Source organism: Gordonia oryzae, assembly GCF_003797185.1.
GTDB classification, from domain to species: Bacteria; Actinomycetota; Actinomycetes; order Mycobacteriales; family Mycobacteriaceae; genus Gordonia; species Gordonia oryzae.
Window position 1 is genome coordinate 32,083 of the sequence record NZ_RKMH01000010.1, and the last position, 18,687, is coordinate 50,769.

The 18,687-nt window shown below is 69.1% G+C and carries 7 protein-coding genes; 4 read left to right on the forward strand and 3 right to left on the reverse strand.

Going from position 1 to position 18,687, the window contains the following annotated elements; genetic code table 11:
• Positions 1–11,478 (forward strand): non-ribosomal peptide synthetase, encoded by an 11,478-nt coding sequence (locus EF294_RS13820; protein ID WP_123931036.1) that lies wholly within the window; start codon positions 1–3, stop codon positions 11,476–11,478.
• 31 nt (positions 11,479–11,509) lie between these two features.
• Here the strand turns inward: EF294_RS13820 and EF294_RS13825 are convergent, their stop codons facing one another.
• Positions 11,510–12,748 (reverse strand): enterobactin/ferric enterobactin family esterase, encoded by a 1,239-nt coding sequence (locus tag EF294_RS13825; RefSeq protein ID WP_123931040.1) that lies wholly within the window; start codon positions 12,746–12,748, stop codon positions 11,510–11,512.
• Between the two features lie 54 nt (positions 12,749–12,802).
• Here EF294_RS13825 and EF294_RS13830 point away from each other — a divergent pair, with 54 nt between their 5' ends.
• The 3 genes from EF294_RS13830 to EF294_RS13840 all read left to right on the forward strand — a co-directional run bounded on the left by EF294_RS13830 (position 12,803) and on the right by EF294_RS13840 (position 16,839).
• Positions 12,803–13,744 (forward strand): methionyl-tRNA formyltransferase, encoded by a 942-nt coding sequence (locus EF294_RS13830; RefSeq protein ID WP_185091086.1) that lies wholly within the window; start codon positions 12,803–12,805, stop codon positions 13,742–13,744.
• A gap of 28 nt (positions 13,745–13,772) precedes the next feature.
• The gene (locus tag EF294_RS13835) at positions 13,773–14,795 is read left to right on the forward strand and encodes an iron-siderophore ABC transporter substrate-binding protein (RefSeq protein WP_123931046.1); all 1,023 of its coding nucleotides are present in this window, start codon (positions 13,773–13,775) and stop codon (positions 14,793–14,795) included.
• A gap of 136 nt (positions 14,796–14,931) precedes the next feature.
• On the forward strand, positions 14,932–16,839 hold the full coding sequence (locus EF294_RS13840) for an ABC transporter ATP-binding protein (RefSeq protein WP_123931049.1): 1,908 nt from the start codon (positions 14,932–14,934) through the stop codon (positions 16,837–16,839).
• Positions 16,840–17,011: 172 nt separating this feature from the next.
• On the opposite strand, the gene EF294_RS13845 is transcribed toward EF294_RS13840, so the two are convergent.
• Together EF294_RS13845 and EF294_RS13850 are read right to left on the reverse strand one after the other, a co-directional pair.
• Positions 17,012–17,254 (reverse strand): hypothetical protein, encoded by a 243-nt coding sequence (locus tag EF294_RS13845; RefSeq protein ID WP_123931052.1) that lies wholly within the window; start codon positions 17,252–17,254, stop codon positions 17,012–17,014.
• A 426-nt stretch (positions 17,255–17,680) separates the two neighbouring features.
• Positions 17,681–18,655, reverse strand: a complete 975-nt coding sequence (locus EF294_RS13850; RefSeq protein WP_123931056.1) for an alpha/beta hydrolase — start codon at positions 18,653–18,655, stop codon at positions 17,681–17,683.
• Positions 18,656–18,687: the final 32 nt, after the last annotated feature.

Genomic DNA, 18,687 nt, shown 5'->3' on the forward strand with positions numbered 1-18,687 from the left:
ATGAGTTCGCTCGGTTCGAATGTCTTCACCACCATCGCCCCGACAGCTCTACAGGAGATGCGCTCGCGCCTCGGTGACGTGGGAGTGGGAGCCACCGCGGCCACCATCGCACTGGCCACCGCCTGGTGGGCCGCGCGCGCCGGCGCCGTCGATGGCGCAACCGCGCCCGTGGGGTCGCTGAGCATCACCGACGGCCGGGGCACGACCACCGAGATCAGCACGACACCACTGTTCGGATCGAACTCCCCCGGCGAGGTCGGCCTGGTCGATCTGGCCGGCGGGCTGGACACTGTTGCGGCGCTGGACACTGTTGCGGCGCTGGACACTGTTGCGGCGCTGGACACTGTTGCGGCACCGGGAAATGGCACAGACATCGCCGAGGTCGCAGACATCATCGCCGAGGTGGGATCGGTGCGGGTCAGCACCCGCCTCGACGGCGACGGGCTCGGCGTGAGCGTCGACGCGCCCGTCGCGTGCGACGACCTCACCGATCTCGTCGGCGATCTCGTCACCCACCCCGACCGGCGCCTGGACTCCGTGCGGCCCGACACCGCCGAGCAGCGTCTGCGGCGCCAGCGTCGTTGGAATCACACCGATGCCCCGCGGCGACGACCGGATGTGGTGGAACTGATCGCCGACCACGTGCGGGCCACACCGGATGCGCCCGCCGTGGTCGACGACCGGCATCGATTGTCGTATCGCGAACTATGGGTCCGCGCAGCCTCTCTGGCCGACCAACTCGAGGACCGCGGTATCGGTGACGAGGCGCTCGTCGGGATCGCGATGGACCGCGGGGCCGACATGGTGGTGGCCATCGTGGCCGCGCTGATGACCGGTGGTGCGTTCGTGCCGGTCGACCCCGAGTGGCCCGATGCCCGCCGGCGCGATGTCATCGAGCGCGCGCAGGTACGGGTGCTCATCACCCGTCGGTGGACGCCCTTGCCCCACGACGGCGCGGACGACCCGGTGATGATCGAATTCGACTGCGACGCGGCGCTACCCGACCATGCGGTGAATCCCGTCACGCGACCGATGCGCGGAGCCGGCCTGGCCTATGTCGTATTCACCTCGGGATCGACCGGAAAACCCAAGGGCGCCATGATCCGGCGTGAGGCCATCGTCGAACGACTGCTCTGGCAACGCGACGATATCCTCGGGTTCGGCTCGACCGATGCCGCATTGTTCAAGGCGCCGTTGGCCTTCGACATCTCCATCAACGAGATCCTGCTGCCGCTGATCAGCGGTGGCCGGGTGGTGGTCGCCCATGCCGGTGGTGAGCGTGATCCGCAGTATCTGCTCGATCTGATCGCCCGCGAGCACGTCACCTTCGCCTATCTGGTCTCGTCGATGCTCGACGTGCTGCTCGCACTGGCCGACGGCGGGCCGCTGCTGGACTCGTTACGTCATGTCTGGTGTGGCGGGGAACTGTTGACACAGGCACTGTTCCGGCGTTTCCGGGAGCAACTGCAGATCCCGATGTGCCACGGATACGGCCCGGCCGAGGCGACGATCGGTGTCTCCCACGTGATCTATTCCGGCGACGAGGATCGCATGGGCCCGTCCATCGGGTCGGCGAACCCCAACACCGCACTGTATGTCCTCGACGCCGAGTTGCGGCCCAGTGTGGCCGGCGAGCCCGGCGAACTGTATGCGGCCGGGTTCCTGCTCGGGCGTGGATATGTGGGCCAGGGTGATCTCACCGCGGCTCGCTACGTGGCCGATCCGTTCGGGTGGCCAGGTGAGCGCATGTACCGCACCGGCGATCTGGCCCGACGCCTCGGCGACGGATCGCTGGAGTTCCTCGGCCGCGCCGACAATCAGGTCAAGGTCCGCGGTATGCGCCTCGAACTCGAGGACGTCGAGGCCGGGCTGGCCGAACATCCCGACGTGCGGATGCCCTGTGTGACACTTCAGGACGGCCGGCTGATCGGCTACGTCGTCTGCCATCAGGACCGCCACCCGAGCGGGTCGGACATCCGGGAGTGGTCGCGGTCGGTGCTGCCCGACTACATGGTGCCCGCGACGGTGATGGTGCTCGACGCGTTCCCGATGACGGTCAACGGCAAGCTGGATCGGCGCGCGCTGCCCGATCCGGACTTCTCCGAAGCACTCGGCCCGGAGCCAGATCTCGCGGTCGGCGGCCCTGGTGCAGCGGTGTCGCCGGCGCTGGCCGCGGTAACCGCGGCACTCGCCGGAGCCCTCGGTGTCGACCGGATCGGCCCGGACACCGACTTCTTCGAGGTCGGCGGGGATTCGTTGCGCGCCATCGGGGTCCTCGGCGCACTGCGCCGAGACGGCTGGAGCGCAACGGTGTCCGATGTCTTCGACGCCCGCACGCCGCGCGCATTGGCCACGCGCGTCACGCGCACCGGCCACCAGCCCGACCCCGACGATCGTCCGGACGGCGTCGTCGACGCGATGCCGATCATCCGGTGGGCGGACGAGATCGCAGAGCACATCCACGGATTCGTGCAGGCCGTCGAGCTCCGCGCTCCGGACGATCTCGATCAGGCTGCCGCGCAGTCGATCCTGACCGCAACGGTGCGCACGCACCCGTCACTCGCGGCGACCGTCGTCACCGGGCCACGGCTGCACCTGCGGATACCGCGCGCCGAGGAGATCGACGTCGTACCCGTGACCGAATTGGATTCGGCCACCACGGATGAGGGTATCGAGTGGCTGACCGGACAGCTCGATCCGGCACACGGCGTGGTGCTGGCCGCCGGTCTGCGCGTGGCGACCGACGGCACCCGCGGACTTCTCCTCGTCATCCACCACCTGGTGATCGACGGCGTGTCCTGGGACATCCTCACCGACGACCTCACGCGCGCAATGGCAGCGCGACGCGAGGGGTCACTCGACGATTCCGGTTCTTCAACAACCGATGTGGCCCCGCCGGTGCACGCCGAGGGCACCTCACTGCGGCGGTGGAGCGAACTACTCGCCGCGGCCGCCCCCGGACTCGAGGCCGGTCGCGCCTACTTCGACAACGTGCTCGCCCACCCCGACTCCCCGCTGGCCGACGACCCCACGGAGCTGACCGCCCGCGTCGCCGACGAGGTGACGCGGGTGCACGAGTTCGGCGGGCCGGGGGCCGAGGCACTGCTCGGTGAGGTCGTCACCGGATACGCCGCCACCGCCGAAGCGGTGTTGATGACGGCATTGTCGCTGACGTTGGCCCGGTTCCGATCAGAGCAGCCGCGAGCCGAGCACCGGGGAGCAGACGCCCACACCCACAGCGTCATCGAACTCGAGGGCCACGGCCGCGAGACCCGCCACATCCCGACCCCGGGTGGCGGCGAGGCCGACCTGAGTCGCACCGTCGGCTGGTTCACCACGCTGTATCCGGTGCTCGTCGACCCCGGCGCCGTCGACCTCGACGACCCCGCGGGCGTGAGCCGCGCACTCAAGGCCGTCAAGGACCAGCTCGCCGTGGTTCCCCACCGCGGAATCGGTTACGGCATCGGACGTTATCTCGGCCCAGAAGCCGATACCGCGCCGGACCGGTCGCCGCAGGTGCTGTTCAACTATCTGGGCCGGGTCGGGACCCCCGAGGCCAAGGACTTCGCGCCGCTGGGTCCGACGGGCCAACTCGGTGAGCGTCGCGACCCGCGGCAACGCCTCCCCCGAGAACTCGAGTTCAACGCCATCACCGAACCCGGCCCCGACGGACCTGTCCTGCGCACAACGATCTCCTGGGCCGCCGGGCGATTCGGCGACGACCGGATCGACCGGCTCCTCGACCTGTGGGAGCGTTCACTCCGAGCGGTGTCCGGGATCGCCGCGCTGGCATCGCATTCGGCCGGCGACTTCGCCCTGACCCCGGGCGGTGAGGTGATCCTCGATCAGGACGAGCTCGACGCCATCGACGGTCCTGGCCTTGTCGACGTGCTGCCGCTTACGCCGCTGCAGCAGGGTATGCACTTCCACAGCACCTTCGACGGCGCACAGTCGAGTATGTACGTGGAGCAACAGATCCTGACGCTGCGCGGAACCCTCGACGTCGAGCGGCTGCGGACTGCGGCCGCGATGTTGTTGCGGCGCCGCCCGACCCTGGCCGCGGCGTTCCAGACGACACGGTCGGGTCGGGTGTATCAGGTCCTCGACACCGACTGCGCCGACCGGCTCGAGTTCACCGTGCTCGACGCGGCCACCGGACCGGCGAGCATCGACGAGATCGCCCGGGCCGATCGCGACCGCGGCTTCGATCCCGAGACGGCACCCCTGATGCGCTACACGGTGATCCCTGACGGTGAGGACCATGTCGTGGTGCAGACGGTGCACCATCTGATCGCCGACGGGTGGTCGGTGCCGATCGCGTTGCGCGAGTTGTTCGCCGCCTACCGGGATACCGGCTACCGGGATACCGGCTACCGGGATATCGCCGGACGCGACCGCACCGAGGTGCCCGCACACCGCCTCGATCGCGGTTTCGCCGACTACCTGCGCTGGATCGCCGCCCGCCCCCACGACGCCGACGTGGCGCGCTGGCGCGACGAACTCGACGGTCGGCTCCATCCGGTGGTGGTGGCGCCGGGCGCGACGGCATCGCGTGCCCTGTCCGAGTTGGCGCTCGACGCACCGGAACTCGCAACGCTGGCGGCGCGGACCCGCGCGGCCGGGTTGCGCCTCCCCGATGTCGTGGAGGCCGCATGGGGATTGGCGCTGCGCCGGATGACCGGTGTCGACGATGGCACCGACGTGGTGTTCGGTTCGACCGTCTCGGGACGGGACGCACCGGTAGACGGAATCGACGACGCCGTCGGCATGTTCATCAACACCGTGCCCGTCCGCGCGCCGGGCGCGGCGCCCACCCGGCGCGCCCGCGACCTCGTCGATGGTCTCGCCGCACACCACGACCGGGTCCGCGACTGCCTGCACATCGGCCTGACCGACATCGCCCGCACGGCCGGACGGTCGGCGGGAGAGCTGTTCGACACCCTCGTGGTGGTGGAGATCGGCACCGGAGCCGATCAGATCGACACCAGCGGACCGGGTCTGGAGATCGTCGGCATCGTCAACGACGGCGCCCCACATTATCCGCTCACGCTGGTGATCACCCCGGACGCCCCTGCACCGCTGCGAATGATCCACGACGAGTCGGTGATCCCTCGCGCTCGCGCCGAACGCATCGCCGCGCACCTCGTCACCGCGACCACGATGCTGCTGACCGACTCCACCGTCGCGGAGGTGAGTTCGGCTCTCGACTCCCCCGACGATCGCGATGATGCGACGCTCGCGCACGTGTGGAACTCGGCGGTCCGCGCGCACCGCAGCCGTCCGGCGCTCGGCGACCTGCGGGCCCAGTCGGCCCCGGCCGCCCGCACCTACGGCGAGATCGACGCCGCTGCAACAGCACTCGCCGAGCAGATCCGCGGCGCCCTACCAGCCTCGAGCGCCGGTGACCCACCACCGCGCGTCGCATTGCTGATCGAGCGCTCGAGCCGCTTCGCCGAGGCCGTCATCGCTGCGGTACTGGCCGGGGTCACCTATGTCCCGCTCGATCCGTACTCGCCGCAGCAGCGCCTCGACCTCATCGTCGACGACTGCCGGCCCGCCCTGATCGTCGCCTCTCCCGACCATGCGTGGCTCGCGAAGCGTCTCGCCGACGACCACATCCAGGTCCTGTGCCCCGATCCCGACCGGCGCGATTCACCCGCCGGGCCGGGCGGTGCACTCCCGCAACCGCATCGCGTCCGCCCCGACGACCCCGCATACATCCTCTACACCTCCGGCTCCACCGGAGTCCCCAAGGGCGTCGTGGTGACGCACCGCAACGTCGTGTCGCTGCTACGCAACGCCGCGAGCCACGTGGTGACCGGCCCCGACGACACCTGGTGCGTCGCACACTCCTTCGCTTTCGACTTCTCGGTCTGGGAGCTGTGGGCACCGCTGCGCGCCGGCGCGCTGGCCGTCGTGGTCGATCACGCGCTGACCCGCATCCCGGCCGATCTCGCCTGCGCACTGCGCGATGCGCGGATCACCGTGCTCAATCAGACGCCGACGGCCTTCGCCGCGCTCGACGCGACTGGCGTGACGCTTCCGGATCTGCGGTACCTGATCTTCGGTGGCGAACGTCTCGAGCCGGCGCTGACCGGCCGGTGGCTGGATCGCCACCCCGATGCGGTGGCGATCAACATGTACGGGATCACCGAAACCACGGTGCACGTCACGGCGCTGGGGATCACCGAAGGGATACGCGAGGACTCGGGCAGCCCCATCGGCCGTCCACTCGACGGTCTGGTGACGCATGTGCTCGACGAGCAACTCCGTCCGGTGGCGGTGGGCGACACCGGCATCCTGTACGTCTCCGGACCGCAGGTGTCGGCGGGATACCACCGGCGTCCGGACCTGACCGCCACCCGATTCGTCGCAAACCCGTTCCGTATCAATGCTTTGCGAGCCGGTGGCTACCGTCTGTACTGCTCCGGTGATGTGGTGCGGGTGCGGGCCGACGGCGGCATGGATTACATCGGGCGGGCCGATCGGCAGGTACAGGTACGCGGCTTCCGGATCGAGACGGGCGAGGTGGAGGCCGCGTTACGCCGCTCCGGTGTCGCCACCGAGGCCGCGGTCGTGGCCGTCGACACCGCCGACGGCCCGCGCCTGCGTGCTGCGATCGTCGCCGACGGCGCACCGGGCTCCGGCGGGGATCACGCGGCTCGCGCGCGGCGTGCGGCCCGCGAGTCCCTTCCGGCGCACATGGTGCCCGACGAGGTGCTCGTGGTGGATGCCCTCCCGCGCACCGTCAACGGCAAACGCGACGACGACCGGCTGCGGGAACTACTCGCCGCGATCCCCGTCGCCGAGATCCCCGAGGTGGCAGCACCGGACAGCGGGGATCCCCACGTCCCGGACTCGCGGGTCACCGCCGTGGCGTCGGTGATCGCCGAAGCCCTCGACGTCGACGAGGTCGGCGGCGATGACGATTTCTTCATGCTCGGCGGCGACTCGATCGTGGCGATCCGGGTGGCCAACCGCCTCGCCGCGCGCGGTGTCAAGGTGACCCCGCGCGATGTGTTCCTCGGCCGGACCCCGGCACGGATCGCCGAACGCCTCGGCGCCGACGCGGTGGCCGTCATGAGCAGTGCGGCAACCGATTCCGGAGCCGGCGCGGCACCCGTGCCGACGCCCATCCTGCTCCGCCAGCACGAGTGGGGATTCCCCGGCGACCTGGTGCAGGCACGGCTGCTCCGGACGCCGCAGGGCGTCACCGCCGATCAGCTCCGCGCTGCTCTCACCGCCGTCGTCCAGGCGCACCCGATGCTCGGCGCCGTGATCACCGGCACCGAGCCCGAAGCGGCGCTGTCGATCTCGATGCCGGATTCCGGTCCGGTGGCGCCGCCGGTGCGGGAGTCGGCGTCGGCCGACCCGGTCGATGCGGTGCCTGAACTGATCGGCGACATCAGCCTCGCCGACGGCCGACCGATCGCCGCCGCCCTCCTCGACGCCGGACACGGCGTGGTGCTGCTGGCCCACCATGCGGTGGTCGACAGCGTGTCGTGGATGGTCATCATCGACGACCTCGAGCAGGCCCTTCGTGGCGGGCGTCCGGTTGCGGAGCCGAGTTCGTATGCCACGTATGCGCAGCAGGTGATGCGCGCGGCCTACAGCCCCGTCATCACATCGGACCTCGGTCATTGGCGAGACCTGCACACCACCGAGCCTCTGGTCGCGGCAACGGTATTCGACGCAGACCGGATCACCGCCCACACCGTCGAGGTCGACGGTCCGGAGGTGGCCGTCGTCGTCGACGAGGCCGCGCCCGCGCTCGGCGGGGCGGTCACCGAGGTGATCGTCGCCCTCATGCTTGCGTCGATCGCACGTCTGCTCGGCACCGAACCCACCCTGCTCGTCGACGTCGAAGGGCACGGTCGCCCCGATCCGGGTGACCCGGTGCGCGGCGGCGACGCGGCACTGGACTGCGGTCGCACCGTCGGATGGTTCACCCAGATCGCTCCGGTGCGGGTGACGGCCCGCGCCGACGCCGCGGTGACTTCCCGCGAACTGACCGCCGCTCTCGCCGATCGGCCGGACCCGTTGGGCTACATGGCCTTACGCCACGTCCACGCGCGGACGTCACGACTGCTCGCCGAGGGCGGCGCACAGATCCTGGTGAATTATCTGGGCCGCGGCGAGAGCCGTGAGGTGCTGCCCACCCCGCCGCCGTCCGCCCCGCCGCGCACCCCGTACGCCGTCGAGGCCGACGTCTGGGTCAGTGGGTCACCACCGCGCCTGGTGGTGCAATTCGCCGTGGCCGAGTCGATCTCGGAGATCGCCGGCCAGGAGATCACCGCCGAAACGATCACCGACGCGGTGCGGAGCAGCGTCGGTGCGCTGGCCGCCGAGATCGACCGGACGGCCGATCGCGGCCCGGTGCAGGTGCCGCCGACGGTGTTGCAGCGTGGCCTGCTGTTCCAGTCACAGGTCGCGCCGTCGGGGTCGTATCACGCGCAGACCGCGTTGACCTTCGATCGCGAGATCGACCCGGATCAGCTCGCCGAGGCGTTCGCCGACGCCGTCGTCGTGCACCCGGCGATGGGCGCGCGATTCGACCTGGCCGCGGCAACACCCACCCAGTACCTACCCGGCCGTGACGAGCGCGTGCTGTTGCCGGTCGAGATCGTCCACACCGACGGCACCTCGGCCGACGAGCACACCCTGCGGGAACGTGATCGCGCACAGCCGATTCCGCTCGATCGTTCACCCGCAGCCCGTGCGACCATCGTCCGACGCGCAGGCCACGGAGACACGGTGTTGTTCACCTATCACCTCGCACTGCTCGACGGGTGGTCGAGGGCGCGTTTCCTCACCGAGTTCCTCGACCGGTTGCACGATCGCGAACAGTCCGCGGTGCGTACCCCACGGCCGGCACGGCCCGGCTTCGCCGAGGTTGCCACACTGCTCGAGGACCGAGATCACCAGCAGGACCTCGCGTTCTGGCGTTCGGTACTCGACGGGATGGCCGGGCCGACACTGCTCGGCCGGCCCGCGGCGCTCGACGCGCCGCCCCCGGCTGCCGCCGAGGCATTGCCGCGCAGGATCATCCGGTCCCTCGACACCACCGAGACCGCCGACCTGCTCGCCGCGGGCCGGGCGCACGGGGTGACGCTGACGGCGCTGGCCACGGTCGCGATGGCGCTGACCCTGCACAGTGCGACCGGGGAATCCGACGTGCTGTTCGGTTTGTCGGTGTCGGGACGCGATCTGCTGGAGGTGCCCGGCATCGACGAGGTCGTCGGCGTGCTGCTCAACACCGTGCCGGTGCGTGTCGAGGTCGACGCGTGGCGCCCCGTCCGAGAGATGTTGCGCAGCGTTTCCGACGATCGTGCTGCGGCGATGCCGCACGACGGCGCCGATCTCGGTGAGATCCATCGCGAGCTGGGCGTCACCGCCCTTTTCGATTCGCTGGTGGTGATCCAGAACTTCCTCGATCCGGAGGCGGCCCGCGAGACCCGGGATCGGCACGGGATTCTCACCGAGGAGGCCGAGGACTCCACCCACTTCGCGCTGACCTGGGTCTTCACCCCCGGCGACGAGATGACGTTGAAGGTCGAGTATCGCGCCGAGCTGGTCGGCGAGACCACGGCGACGCGGCTGGCCGACCACGCCATGGCCGTGCTGCGGGCACTCTCGCGCACCGCGCAGGCGCCGGATACGCCGTTGGCCGCCCTGCCGGTGGCATCCGATCCTGCCGTGCCAGGCCCGAATCCGGCTGCGGTGGCGGCCGCGAACCGGCCGTGGACATCGACCGTGATGGACGAGTTCGCCGCGGCGGTGCGCCGCGAGCCGGAGTCGGTGGCACTGGTGTGTGGCGCGGTGCGGTGGAGCCTCGGGGAGCTTGCCGATCGGGTCATGCGGCTGGCCGGCCGGCTCGCGGAGGCGTCGGTCTCGCCCGGCTCGACCGTCGCGATCGCCGTTCCCCGCTCCGCCGAGGTGGTCGTCGCCATCCTCGGGGTGCTGTGGTCCGGCGCGCGTTACACGCCACTGGATCTCGAGCATCCCGACAATCGGCTGCGTGCGATCTGCGACGACTGCGATCCCGACGTGGTCCTGGTGTCCGACGAGTCGAGCCATCGCATGTCGGCGGTGGTTCCCGCCGACCGGCTGATGCTGGTCACCGGCGATCCCACGGCTCCGGCACTGGCCGTCTCGCGCGCCCGCCCGGACGGCGACGCATACGTGATCTACACCTCCGGGAGCACCGGAACCCCCAAGGGCGTCGTCATCGGCCACGCCGGCCTGGCAAACATGCTGGTCAATCACCGGCATCGGATCTTCGCCCCGGCGGTGCGGGCCGCCAACCGGAGATTCCGGGTGGCCCATGCCATCTCGTTCGCCTTCGACATGTCGTGGGAGGAGTTGCTGTGGCTCGCCGAGGGGCACGAGGTGCACATCTGCGACGAGGAGTTGCGACGCGACGCCACCGCGCTCGTCACCTACGTCGCCGAGCACGGGATCGACGTCCTCAATGTGACGCCCGGACAGGCCGATCAACTCGTGGCCGAGGGACTACTCGGGGCACAGGCACACATTCCGCCACTCATCCTGCTCGGCGGCGAGGCGGTGTCGACCACCCTGTGGGCGCGGTTACGGGCCACCGCGGGTACCCGCGGCTACAACCTGTACGGTCCCACCGAATACACCATCAACACCCTCGGCGTGGGTACCGACGAGTCGGCCACGCCGTCCATCGGACGGCCGGTGGACAACACCGAGGTGATGATCCTCGACAAGTGGCTGCGTCCGGTTCCCGACGGGGTGGCCGGCGAGTTGTACGTCACCGGTGTCGGATTGGCTCTCGGCTACCTCCATCTCGCGGCCCGGACCGCTGCGACGATGGTGGCGTGCCCGGCCGGTGCCGCCGGTGAGCGGATGTATCGGACCGGAGATCTGGTGCGGCGCAGCACCGACGGCCTGATCGACTACCTCGGACGCACCGACGACCAGGTGAAGATCCGCGGGCATCGCGTCGATCCCGGCGAGGTGTCGGCGGTGGTGCTCGAACGCTTCGCCGATCGTGTCCGCGATGCGGTGACCCTCGCCCGTGACGGGGTGCTGTGCTGCCATCTGGTGGCCGACACCGACGATCCGGCGCATCTGACGACCCTGGTGCGCGACGGCTTACGTGACGCGCTGCCCGACTATCTGGTGCCCACCCGGTTCTCGGTGCAGGAGCGGATTCCGTTGACACTCAACGGCAAGATCGACCATGCGAAGCTCGGCGCGGGAGACCTCGTCGAGTCCGGCGGCCGCCCGCTGGCCGGACCACAGGAAGAACTCGTCGCCGAGCTGATGGCCGAGGCCCTCGACTGCGACGATTTCGACTCCGACGTCGACTTCTTCGTGGTCGGCGGCCATTCGATGTCAGCGGTTCGTCTGGCCGCGCTGCTGCGTGGCGAGTTCGGCCGGCCGGTCTCGGTACGGGAGGTTTACGAGCTTCGGACCGTCTCGGCGATCGCCGCCGAATTCGGATGAGAAAACACGATTTCGGCCCGTCACAGCAGGGTCAATGCCGTGTGGTGAGCTCGTCGCAGAGGTCACGGAGCAACGCGAGCCGCCACACGGCGTGATCGTGGCCGCCGTCGATGACGCGCATCACCACCCGGGCACCCCGGTCGGCGAGCGCAGCACGCACCGCATCGACGTGCCGGTGCAAGGCAGGCTCGCCACTACCGACGGTGAACCGGAACGAGCGGGCCAGCGACGAGAGGTCGAACGTGTCGTCGTCGAGTTCTCCGAGGACCGCACCACCGTCGGGTCCGTCGAGTGGCCCGCCCGCCGCCGGAGCCGGCCACCAGAACGAGGGTGATTGTGCGACAACGGCATCGATACCCTGTGTCGCCGAGCCCGCGCGCGCGGCGGCCACCGCGGCACGCACCGCGGCGATTCCGCCGAGGCTCTGCGCGGCCAGGACGGTGTATCCGCGACACAACCCGCGCCCGACGAGATCGGCGTCCACGGCGGCCAGCACCGACGTCGCCACCGCGGATGCCGTTGCGGCCGAGGTCAGTTCGTCCTCCCGCGCCGACCGGTCGAGCGGTGCGGGCAGGTAGGCCAATGCCACCGAGTCGAGCACGGACACCCACTCGGACGATCCGGCGGCCGCGGCGGCCAGCGCGGACGACAGCGGATACAGGTGCAGCCAGTCATCGCCGTCGAGCAGCAACACCACCGGGACGACGCCGTCGTCGGCGGGCCGACGCGGAACGCTCAGGTGCATCGTCGCGCGACGTCCGAGGACGCCACGATCGAGTCGAATGCGCTGCGGGCGAGCACCTTCGGCCGCCTCGGCGGCCCCGTCGGGCGAATCCGGTCGCCACAGGTCCACCCCGTCGAGCCCCGACCGCGGCGCGTGCGGATGGGTGAGCAGCGACACCAGCCCACCCGGGCTATCGGCGTTGAACGGGTCGGCGCCGGGTGCATCGTCACCGAGTGCGATGCGATAACTGGTTGCCGGAAAGGCGATCTCGACGCGGGCGACGCCGGGCGCCTCGGGCAGCGGCAACGACGCGCCACCCACCAGCGCCGCGAGATCGTCGGCCGCGATCGGCACGAACCCGACCGTCGGACCGCCGTCCTCGCGGACGACGGTGGCGCGGCGCGCGTCGAGGTCGGTGATCAGCAACGCCTCGGCACCGCCGTCGGGCAGGACGCGATATCGCGGCCAGCACGGCGATCTGCGCTCATCCACGAGATCGAAGACCACCCCGGGGTGCGGTGTGAGCAGATCAGCGGAGACGGTCATTTCGACCCTTTCGTAGGATTGACTAATAAGCTAAGGCTCAACTAACCTACCGTGGTGCGCGTAGTGACCTTCGGTTATCAGACCTGGGGACACCGGACTCTCACCGCGGCCCTGAATTCGGGGCACGACGTCGTCCTGGCCGTCACCCATCCCACCAGCTCTCACCCCTACGAGCAGATGTTCAGCGACTCCGTCGAGGATCTCGCGCGGGCCCACGAGGTTCCGGTCCACGTGGCCCTACGGGCTGACGACGCCCTGATCGACGCGGTGCACCGGGCCAAGCCCGACGTGATCCTGGCCAACAACTGGCGGACTTGGCTACCCAAGAGCGTCTTCGACCTGCCCACCCACGGCACCCTCAATGTCCACGACTCCCTGCTGCCCGAGTACGCGGGGTTCTCGCCGGTCCTCTGGGCCCTACTCAATCGGGAGAGCCGCGTCGGGGTGACGGTCCACCGCATGGACGAAACGCTCGACGGCGGCCCGATCGTGGCGCAGCAATCGATTCCGGTGGGACCGACGGCCACCACCACCGAACTGGTGGCGGCCACCACCGACCTGATCGAACCCCTGGTGCTCTCGACGTTGTCGGCGCTCGCCGAGGGCACCCTCACCGATCACCAGCAGGACCCGGCTCGCGCCACGTACTTCCACAAGCGCTCCGACCGCGAGTCCCGAATCGACTTCACCGCGAGCGCCGCCGACATCGAGCTGTTGGTGCGCGCCCAGTCCGACCCGTACCCAAACGCGCACTTCCGATTCCGTGGAGAGCGGTTGCGGGTGATCCGCGCGCACGTGTCGCGGGGTCGCTTCGGCGGCACCCCCGGACGCGTCACCGTCGAATGCGAAGGCGGCATCGCGGTGGTGTGCGGCTCCGACGCCCCCAATCGTCCGGCCCCGGCGATCGTTCTCGATCGTCTGCGCCTCGACGACGGCCGGGAGGTACCGGCCACCGAGCACTTCGGCACGCGTGCCGGTTATGTGGACGAAATCTGATCGGCTTCGCCGAGAGAACACAGGAGATATGGTGACGTTCAACAAAATTCGTGGTGGTGCGATCCTGATGGCGCTCGTCGCCCTGGTGGCGGCGCTTCTCACGGCCTGCGGCTCGGATTCGGACGACTCGTCGTCGAGCGCGGCGCCGGCGGCCGAGCAGGGTGCACTGCCGGCGACCATCACCCACAAGTTCGGTTCCACCAAGGTCACCGCGGTACCCAAACGCGTGGTGTCGCTGGGCTACACCGACCAGGACGCATTGCTCGCGCTCGGCGTGGTGCCGGTGACGGTGCGCAACTGGGACGGCATGACCACCACCAAGGGCGCGGCGGTCGGCGCATGGGCCACCGACCTGCTCAAGGGCCAGAAGCCGGAGATCTACAACGCCGAGGAGATCGATCCGGAAGCCATCGCCGCGATGAAACCGGATCTGATCGTCGCCGTCTACTCCGGTATCGACAAGAACACCTACGACGCGCTGTCCAAGATCGCCCCGGTGATCGCACAGAAGGCCGATTACGCCGACTACGAGCAGCCGTGGGACGTGACCACCGAGGAGATCGGTGCCGCGGTCGGACAACCCAAGAAGGCCGCCGAACTCGTCGCAGGCGTGAAGAAGAAGATCACCGACCTCGGCGCCGCCCACCCGAATTGGAAGGGCAAGACCATCAGCGTCGCCACCTATGACGGCAGCGCACTGTCGGCGTTCTCCGCGGCCGATCCCCGTACGCGGTTCTTCACCTCGCTCGGCTTCACCCCGAACACACAGGTCGATCAGGCCGCCGGGGACAAGTTCTATGCGACGCTGTCGCTGGAGGAAGCACGCAAGCTCGACACCGACGTGATCGTGTGGGATCAGCTGTCCTACGCGCCCAAGGGCAAGCAGACGATCCTGGACCAGAGCGCGCTGGCGAACCTGCCCGCGGTCAAGAACAACCACAGCGTCTACCTCCAGGGTGAACTCGAGAAGGCGTTCGGCTGGCAGACCGTGCTCAGCCTCGGTTACGTCGTCGACAACATCGGGACGCCGCTGGCGCAGGCTGCCGGATAGTTCCGGCACCTATCGACGAGGGCCCGTACCGTCACCTCTCCCCGAGGTCTCGGTACGGGCCCTTCTCATACTCCGGGACCAGTCGTTCTGTTCCTGCCTGGACATCAAGTTCACTCGAAGTTCTAACCTGGCTGCCATGAGTATGGAATCGGTCGCGTGGGACGTCATGTACAAATCGACGATCTCCCCCGACGGCACGCCCCGCAGTTCGGATCGGCGCGGCACCCTGCGCCGAATCGGGGGATTCGCCCGCCCGCATGCCCGCCGAATCGTCGCCTTCCTGGTGCTGTCGATCTTCACCGCAGTGCTCACGGTGGTGACGCCAGTGCTGGCCGGGCACGTGGTCAACCTGATCACCGCGCAGGATTCCGGAGCTGCCGCGGCCATCGCGGGCTTTGCCGGCCTGATCGCCGTGATCGCGGTGGCCGAAGCGGCGGCGTCGGTGGTGACTCGATGGCTCTCGGCGAACATCGGCGAGGGTCTGATCCTCGATCTGCGCCGCGCGGTCTTCGACCACGTGCAACGCATGCCCGTCGCGTTCTTCACCCGCACCCGCACCGGCGCCCTGGTGAGCCGGCTCAACAACGACGTCATCGGCGCCCAACGTGCGTTCAGTGACACGCTCTCGGGGGTGGTGTCGAATCTGGTGACACTGGCGCTCACGCTGGGTGTGATGATCGCGATCAGCTGGCAGATCACGGTGCTGGCGTTGATCCTGTTGCCGGTCTTCGTCATTCCGGCCCGCCGCCTCGGCAAGCGGATGGCGGCGTTGTCACGCGAGGCCGCAGAACACAACGCCCGGATGTCGACGCAGATGACCGAACGGTTCTCCGCCCCGGGAGCGACGCTGGTCAAACTGTTCGGACGCCCGGAGCAGGAGTCGGCGGAGTTCGCCGACCGCGCGGATCGTGTGCGCGACATCGGGGTTCGGCGCGCGATGCTGCAGACCGTGTTCATAACGGCGCTGACGTTGGTCTCGGCGCTGGCACTGGCATTGGTGTACGGACTCGGGGGCTGGCTGGCCGTGCACCAGCACCTGTCGGCCGGGGCCGTCGTCTCCCTGGCCCTGCTGCTCACCCGCATGTACGCGCCGCTGACCGCGCTGGCCAACGCCCGCGTCGAGATCATGAGTGCGCTGGTCAGCTTCGAGCGGGTCTTCGAGGTGCTCGACCTGCGACCACTGATCGTCGACAAGCCCGACGCCGTCGACGTCCCCAGTTCCGACGCCGGGGTGTCGGTGCGCTTGCGTGACGTGTCGTTTGCCTACCCGTCGGCCGACAAGGTGTCGCTGGCCTCCCTGGAAGAGGTTGCGCAACTGGATAATCGGGGTGGCCAGACGGTGCTGCACCACATCGACCTCGAGGTCCCCGCCGGCGGCATGCTCGCCCTCGTCGGCAGCTCCGGCGCCGGCAAGTCGACCATCGCGTCGCTGGTCACCCGCCTTTACGACGTCGATGACGGCAGCATCGAGCTCAATGGCGTGGATCTGCGTGACCTCACCAGCACCGCCGTGCACCGCACCGTCGGACTGGTCACCCAGGACGGCCACCTGTTCCACGACACCGTCCGCGCCAATCTTGTTCTGGCACAGCCGGAGGCATCCGACGACGAGATCTCCGAGGCGCTGCGGCGGGCACGACTCGAGGAGTTGATCGCGTCGCTGCCCGAGGGCCTCGACACCGTCGTCGGCGAACGCGGCTACCGCCTCTCCGGCGGCGAGCGGCAGCGGCTGACGATCGCGCGACTGCTCCTGGCGAGGCCGTCGGTGGTGATCCTCGACGAGGCCACCGCACATCTGGATTCGACGTCGGAGGCCGCGGTCTCCGAAGCGCTCGGCGAGGCGCTGGCCGGACGCACCTCCATCGTCATCGCGCATCGCCTCTCGACGATCCGCGCCGCCGATCAGATCGCCGTCATCGAGGACGGCCGGATCGTCGAACGCGGTGACCACCCCACGCTTCTCGCGCGAGGCGGCCGGTACGCACAGCTCTATCGCACGCAGTTCGCCGCCGACGACGAGGCGTACCGCGCAGCCGAGGCGTAGGGCGGGTCAACTAGGGTGTGTCTCCCAATTCTTCTGCGATTCAGTGGCGCGAACGATTGCGTTCTGGCAAGGCGGAGGAGGAAGCGATAGCGGCGGCTATCGTGACCGACGACAACGCGGCCAGGGCGCAATCGGGCCGCCAAGACCCGCACAGGGAATTGGGAGACACACCCTAGGAGCCCTCGTCCGCGTCGGACGGCGCGGGCGGGGTGAGCCGAGCCTTGCGGTAGGTCATCACGAGCATCGCGATATTCACCACGATCAGGGCGATGCCGAGGGTGACCCACAGCCACCGGCCGTCGCGCCACCAGATGTAAGTGAGGAAGCCGACGCAGACCATCACGATGATCGCCCCGATGGTCACCATGCCCCGCGAGAAGGTCTGCGCGGCGCTTTGGAAGTGGTGATCGGTCATGGTGACGCCGACCCTCCTGGTCTGTAGCTCGGGAAATACTGCTGTAGCTCGGAAAATACTGCTGTAACTCGGAAATACTCGGTAACTCGGAAATACTCAGCGGACGACGGCCATCGTCAACGCGATCGCCACCGCACTCACCACTATGGCAGCGACCACCAGCCGCAGAAGCGAGGACCCCGGCATCGGGCCATCGGGCCACCCCCTCCCACGCAACACCCGATCGGTACGTCGCCACCGCCAACCGCCCACGCCTGCAGCCCCACCATCACCAGGCCGAGGGTCGTCCTCGGTGTTCGGTCGTTGGATCTCGGGGGGCCACGTAGACAATCGCGACACCACCGGACAGGAATCCCAGCAGGGGCCGGACCTACCCGAGTAGCGTCCGCTCGCCACACTCCCGACAGCGCGCATCCGGCCCGCTCGTCATCCGGCCCACTTGTTGGCTCGGCCGTCAGCGCTTTTCGCCTCTCGGATCGCGCGGCCGGCGAACTCGGCCGACACCTCGATGGCCTCCAGCGTCTCCCGATGATGCGAACCGAACACCGGAAACGCATGAATCTGCCACGAATAGCTGTGCGCCTCCGCCCGGACCCCGGCCTCGTCGAGGTTCTCGACGAGATCGATGACATCGGGTTCGAGCAGTTCGTCCTGCGCGGTGATCATGATGGTCGGCGGGAAGCCCTCGAGGTCGAGGTCGGCGATGCGCCGCACCCCGGTGAAGGCGACCGGGCCGCGCAAGAAGTGCGGAGCCAGCTTGACCAGCGCGGACAACGGGATGTAGGCGTCGGAACGACTACTGCGGTCGGGATTGTCGGCCAGGCCGAGATCCAGCAGCGGGGAGTACCCGATCAGCGCCGCAGGCGCCGGGAGTCCTTGTGCAGCAGCCCCTTCGACGACCTTGGCGGCCAGGAATCCACCCGCCGAATCGCCGGCGACGACGACGCGTCGGTATCCACGTTCGGTCAGCAACTCCCGGTAGGCCGACACCGCGTCGCTGACCGAGGTACCGACCCCGGCCGCGGGTAACTGCCGGTAGACGAGAGAGAACACCGGCACCTCGCAGGCACGCGAGAGCCGCGCCGCGATCGAGCGATGCGTTCCCACCCCGCCGACGACGAAGGCACCGCCGTGCAGGTAGAGGATCGCGGTGTCGGAATCGCGGCGCGAGGGACCGGTGGGCACGATCACCTCAGCCGGCCGGTCACCGAGGCGGATCTGCTCCCGGACGACGTGGTGCGGCTTGGGTCCGACTGCGAACATGCGGTCGATGAGGAACAGGCCGGCCATTCCCGGCCGGTTCAGCGGCCATAGCGACAGCAACGGCTTCAGGAACACCCGGCTGCCCACCCAGATCGGATACGAGCGCACGCTGGCCTTGCGGTGCTGGACGATCGGCATACCCGAGTACCTCCTGTACCGGCGTCCTGTAC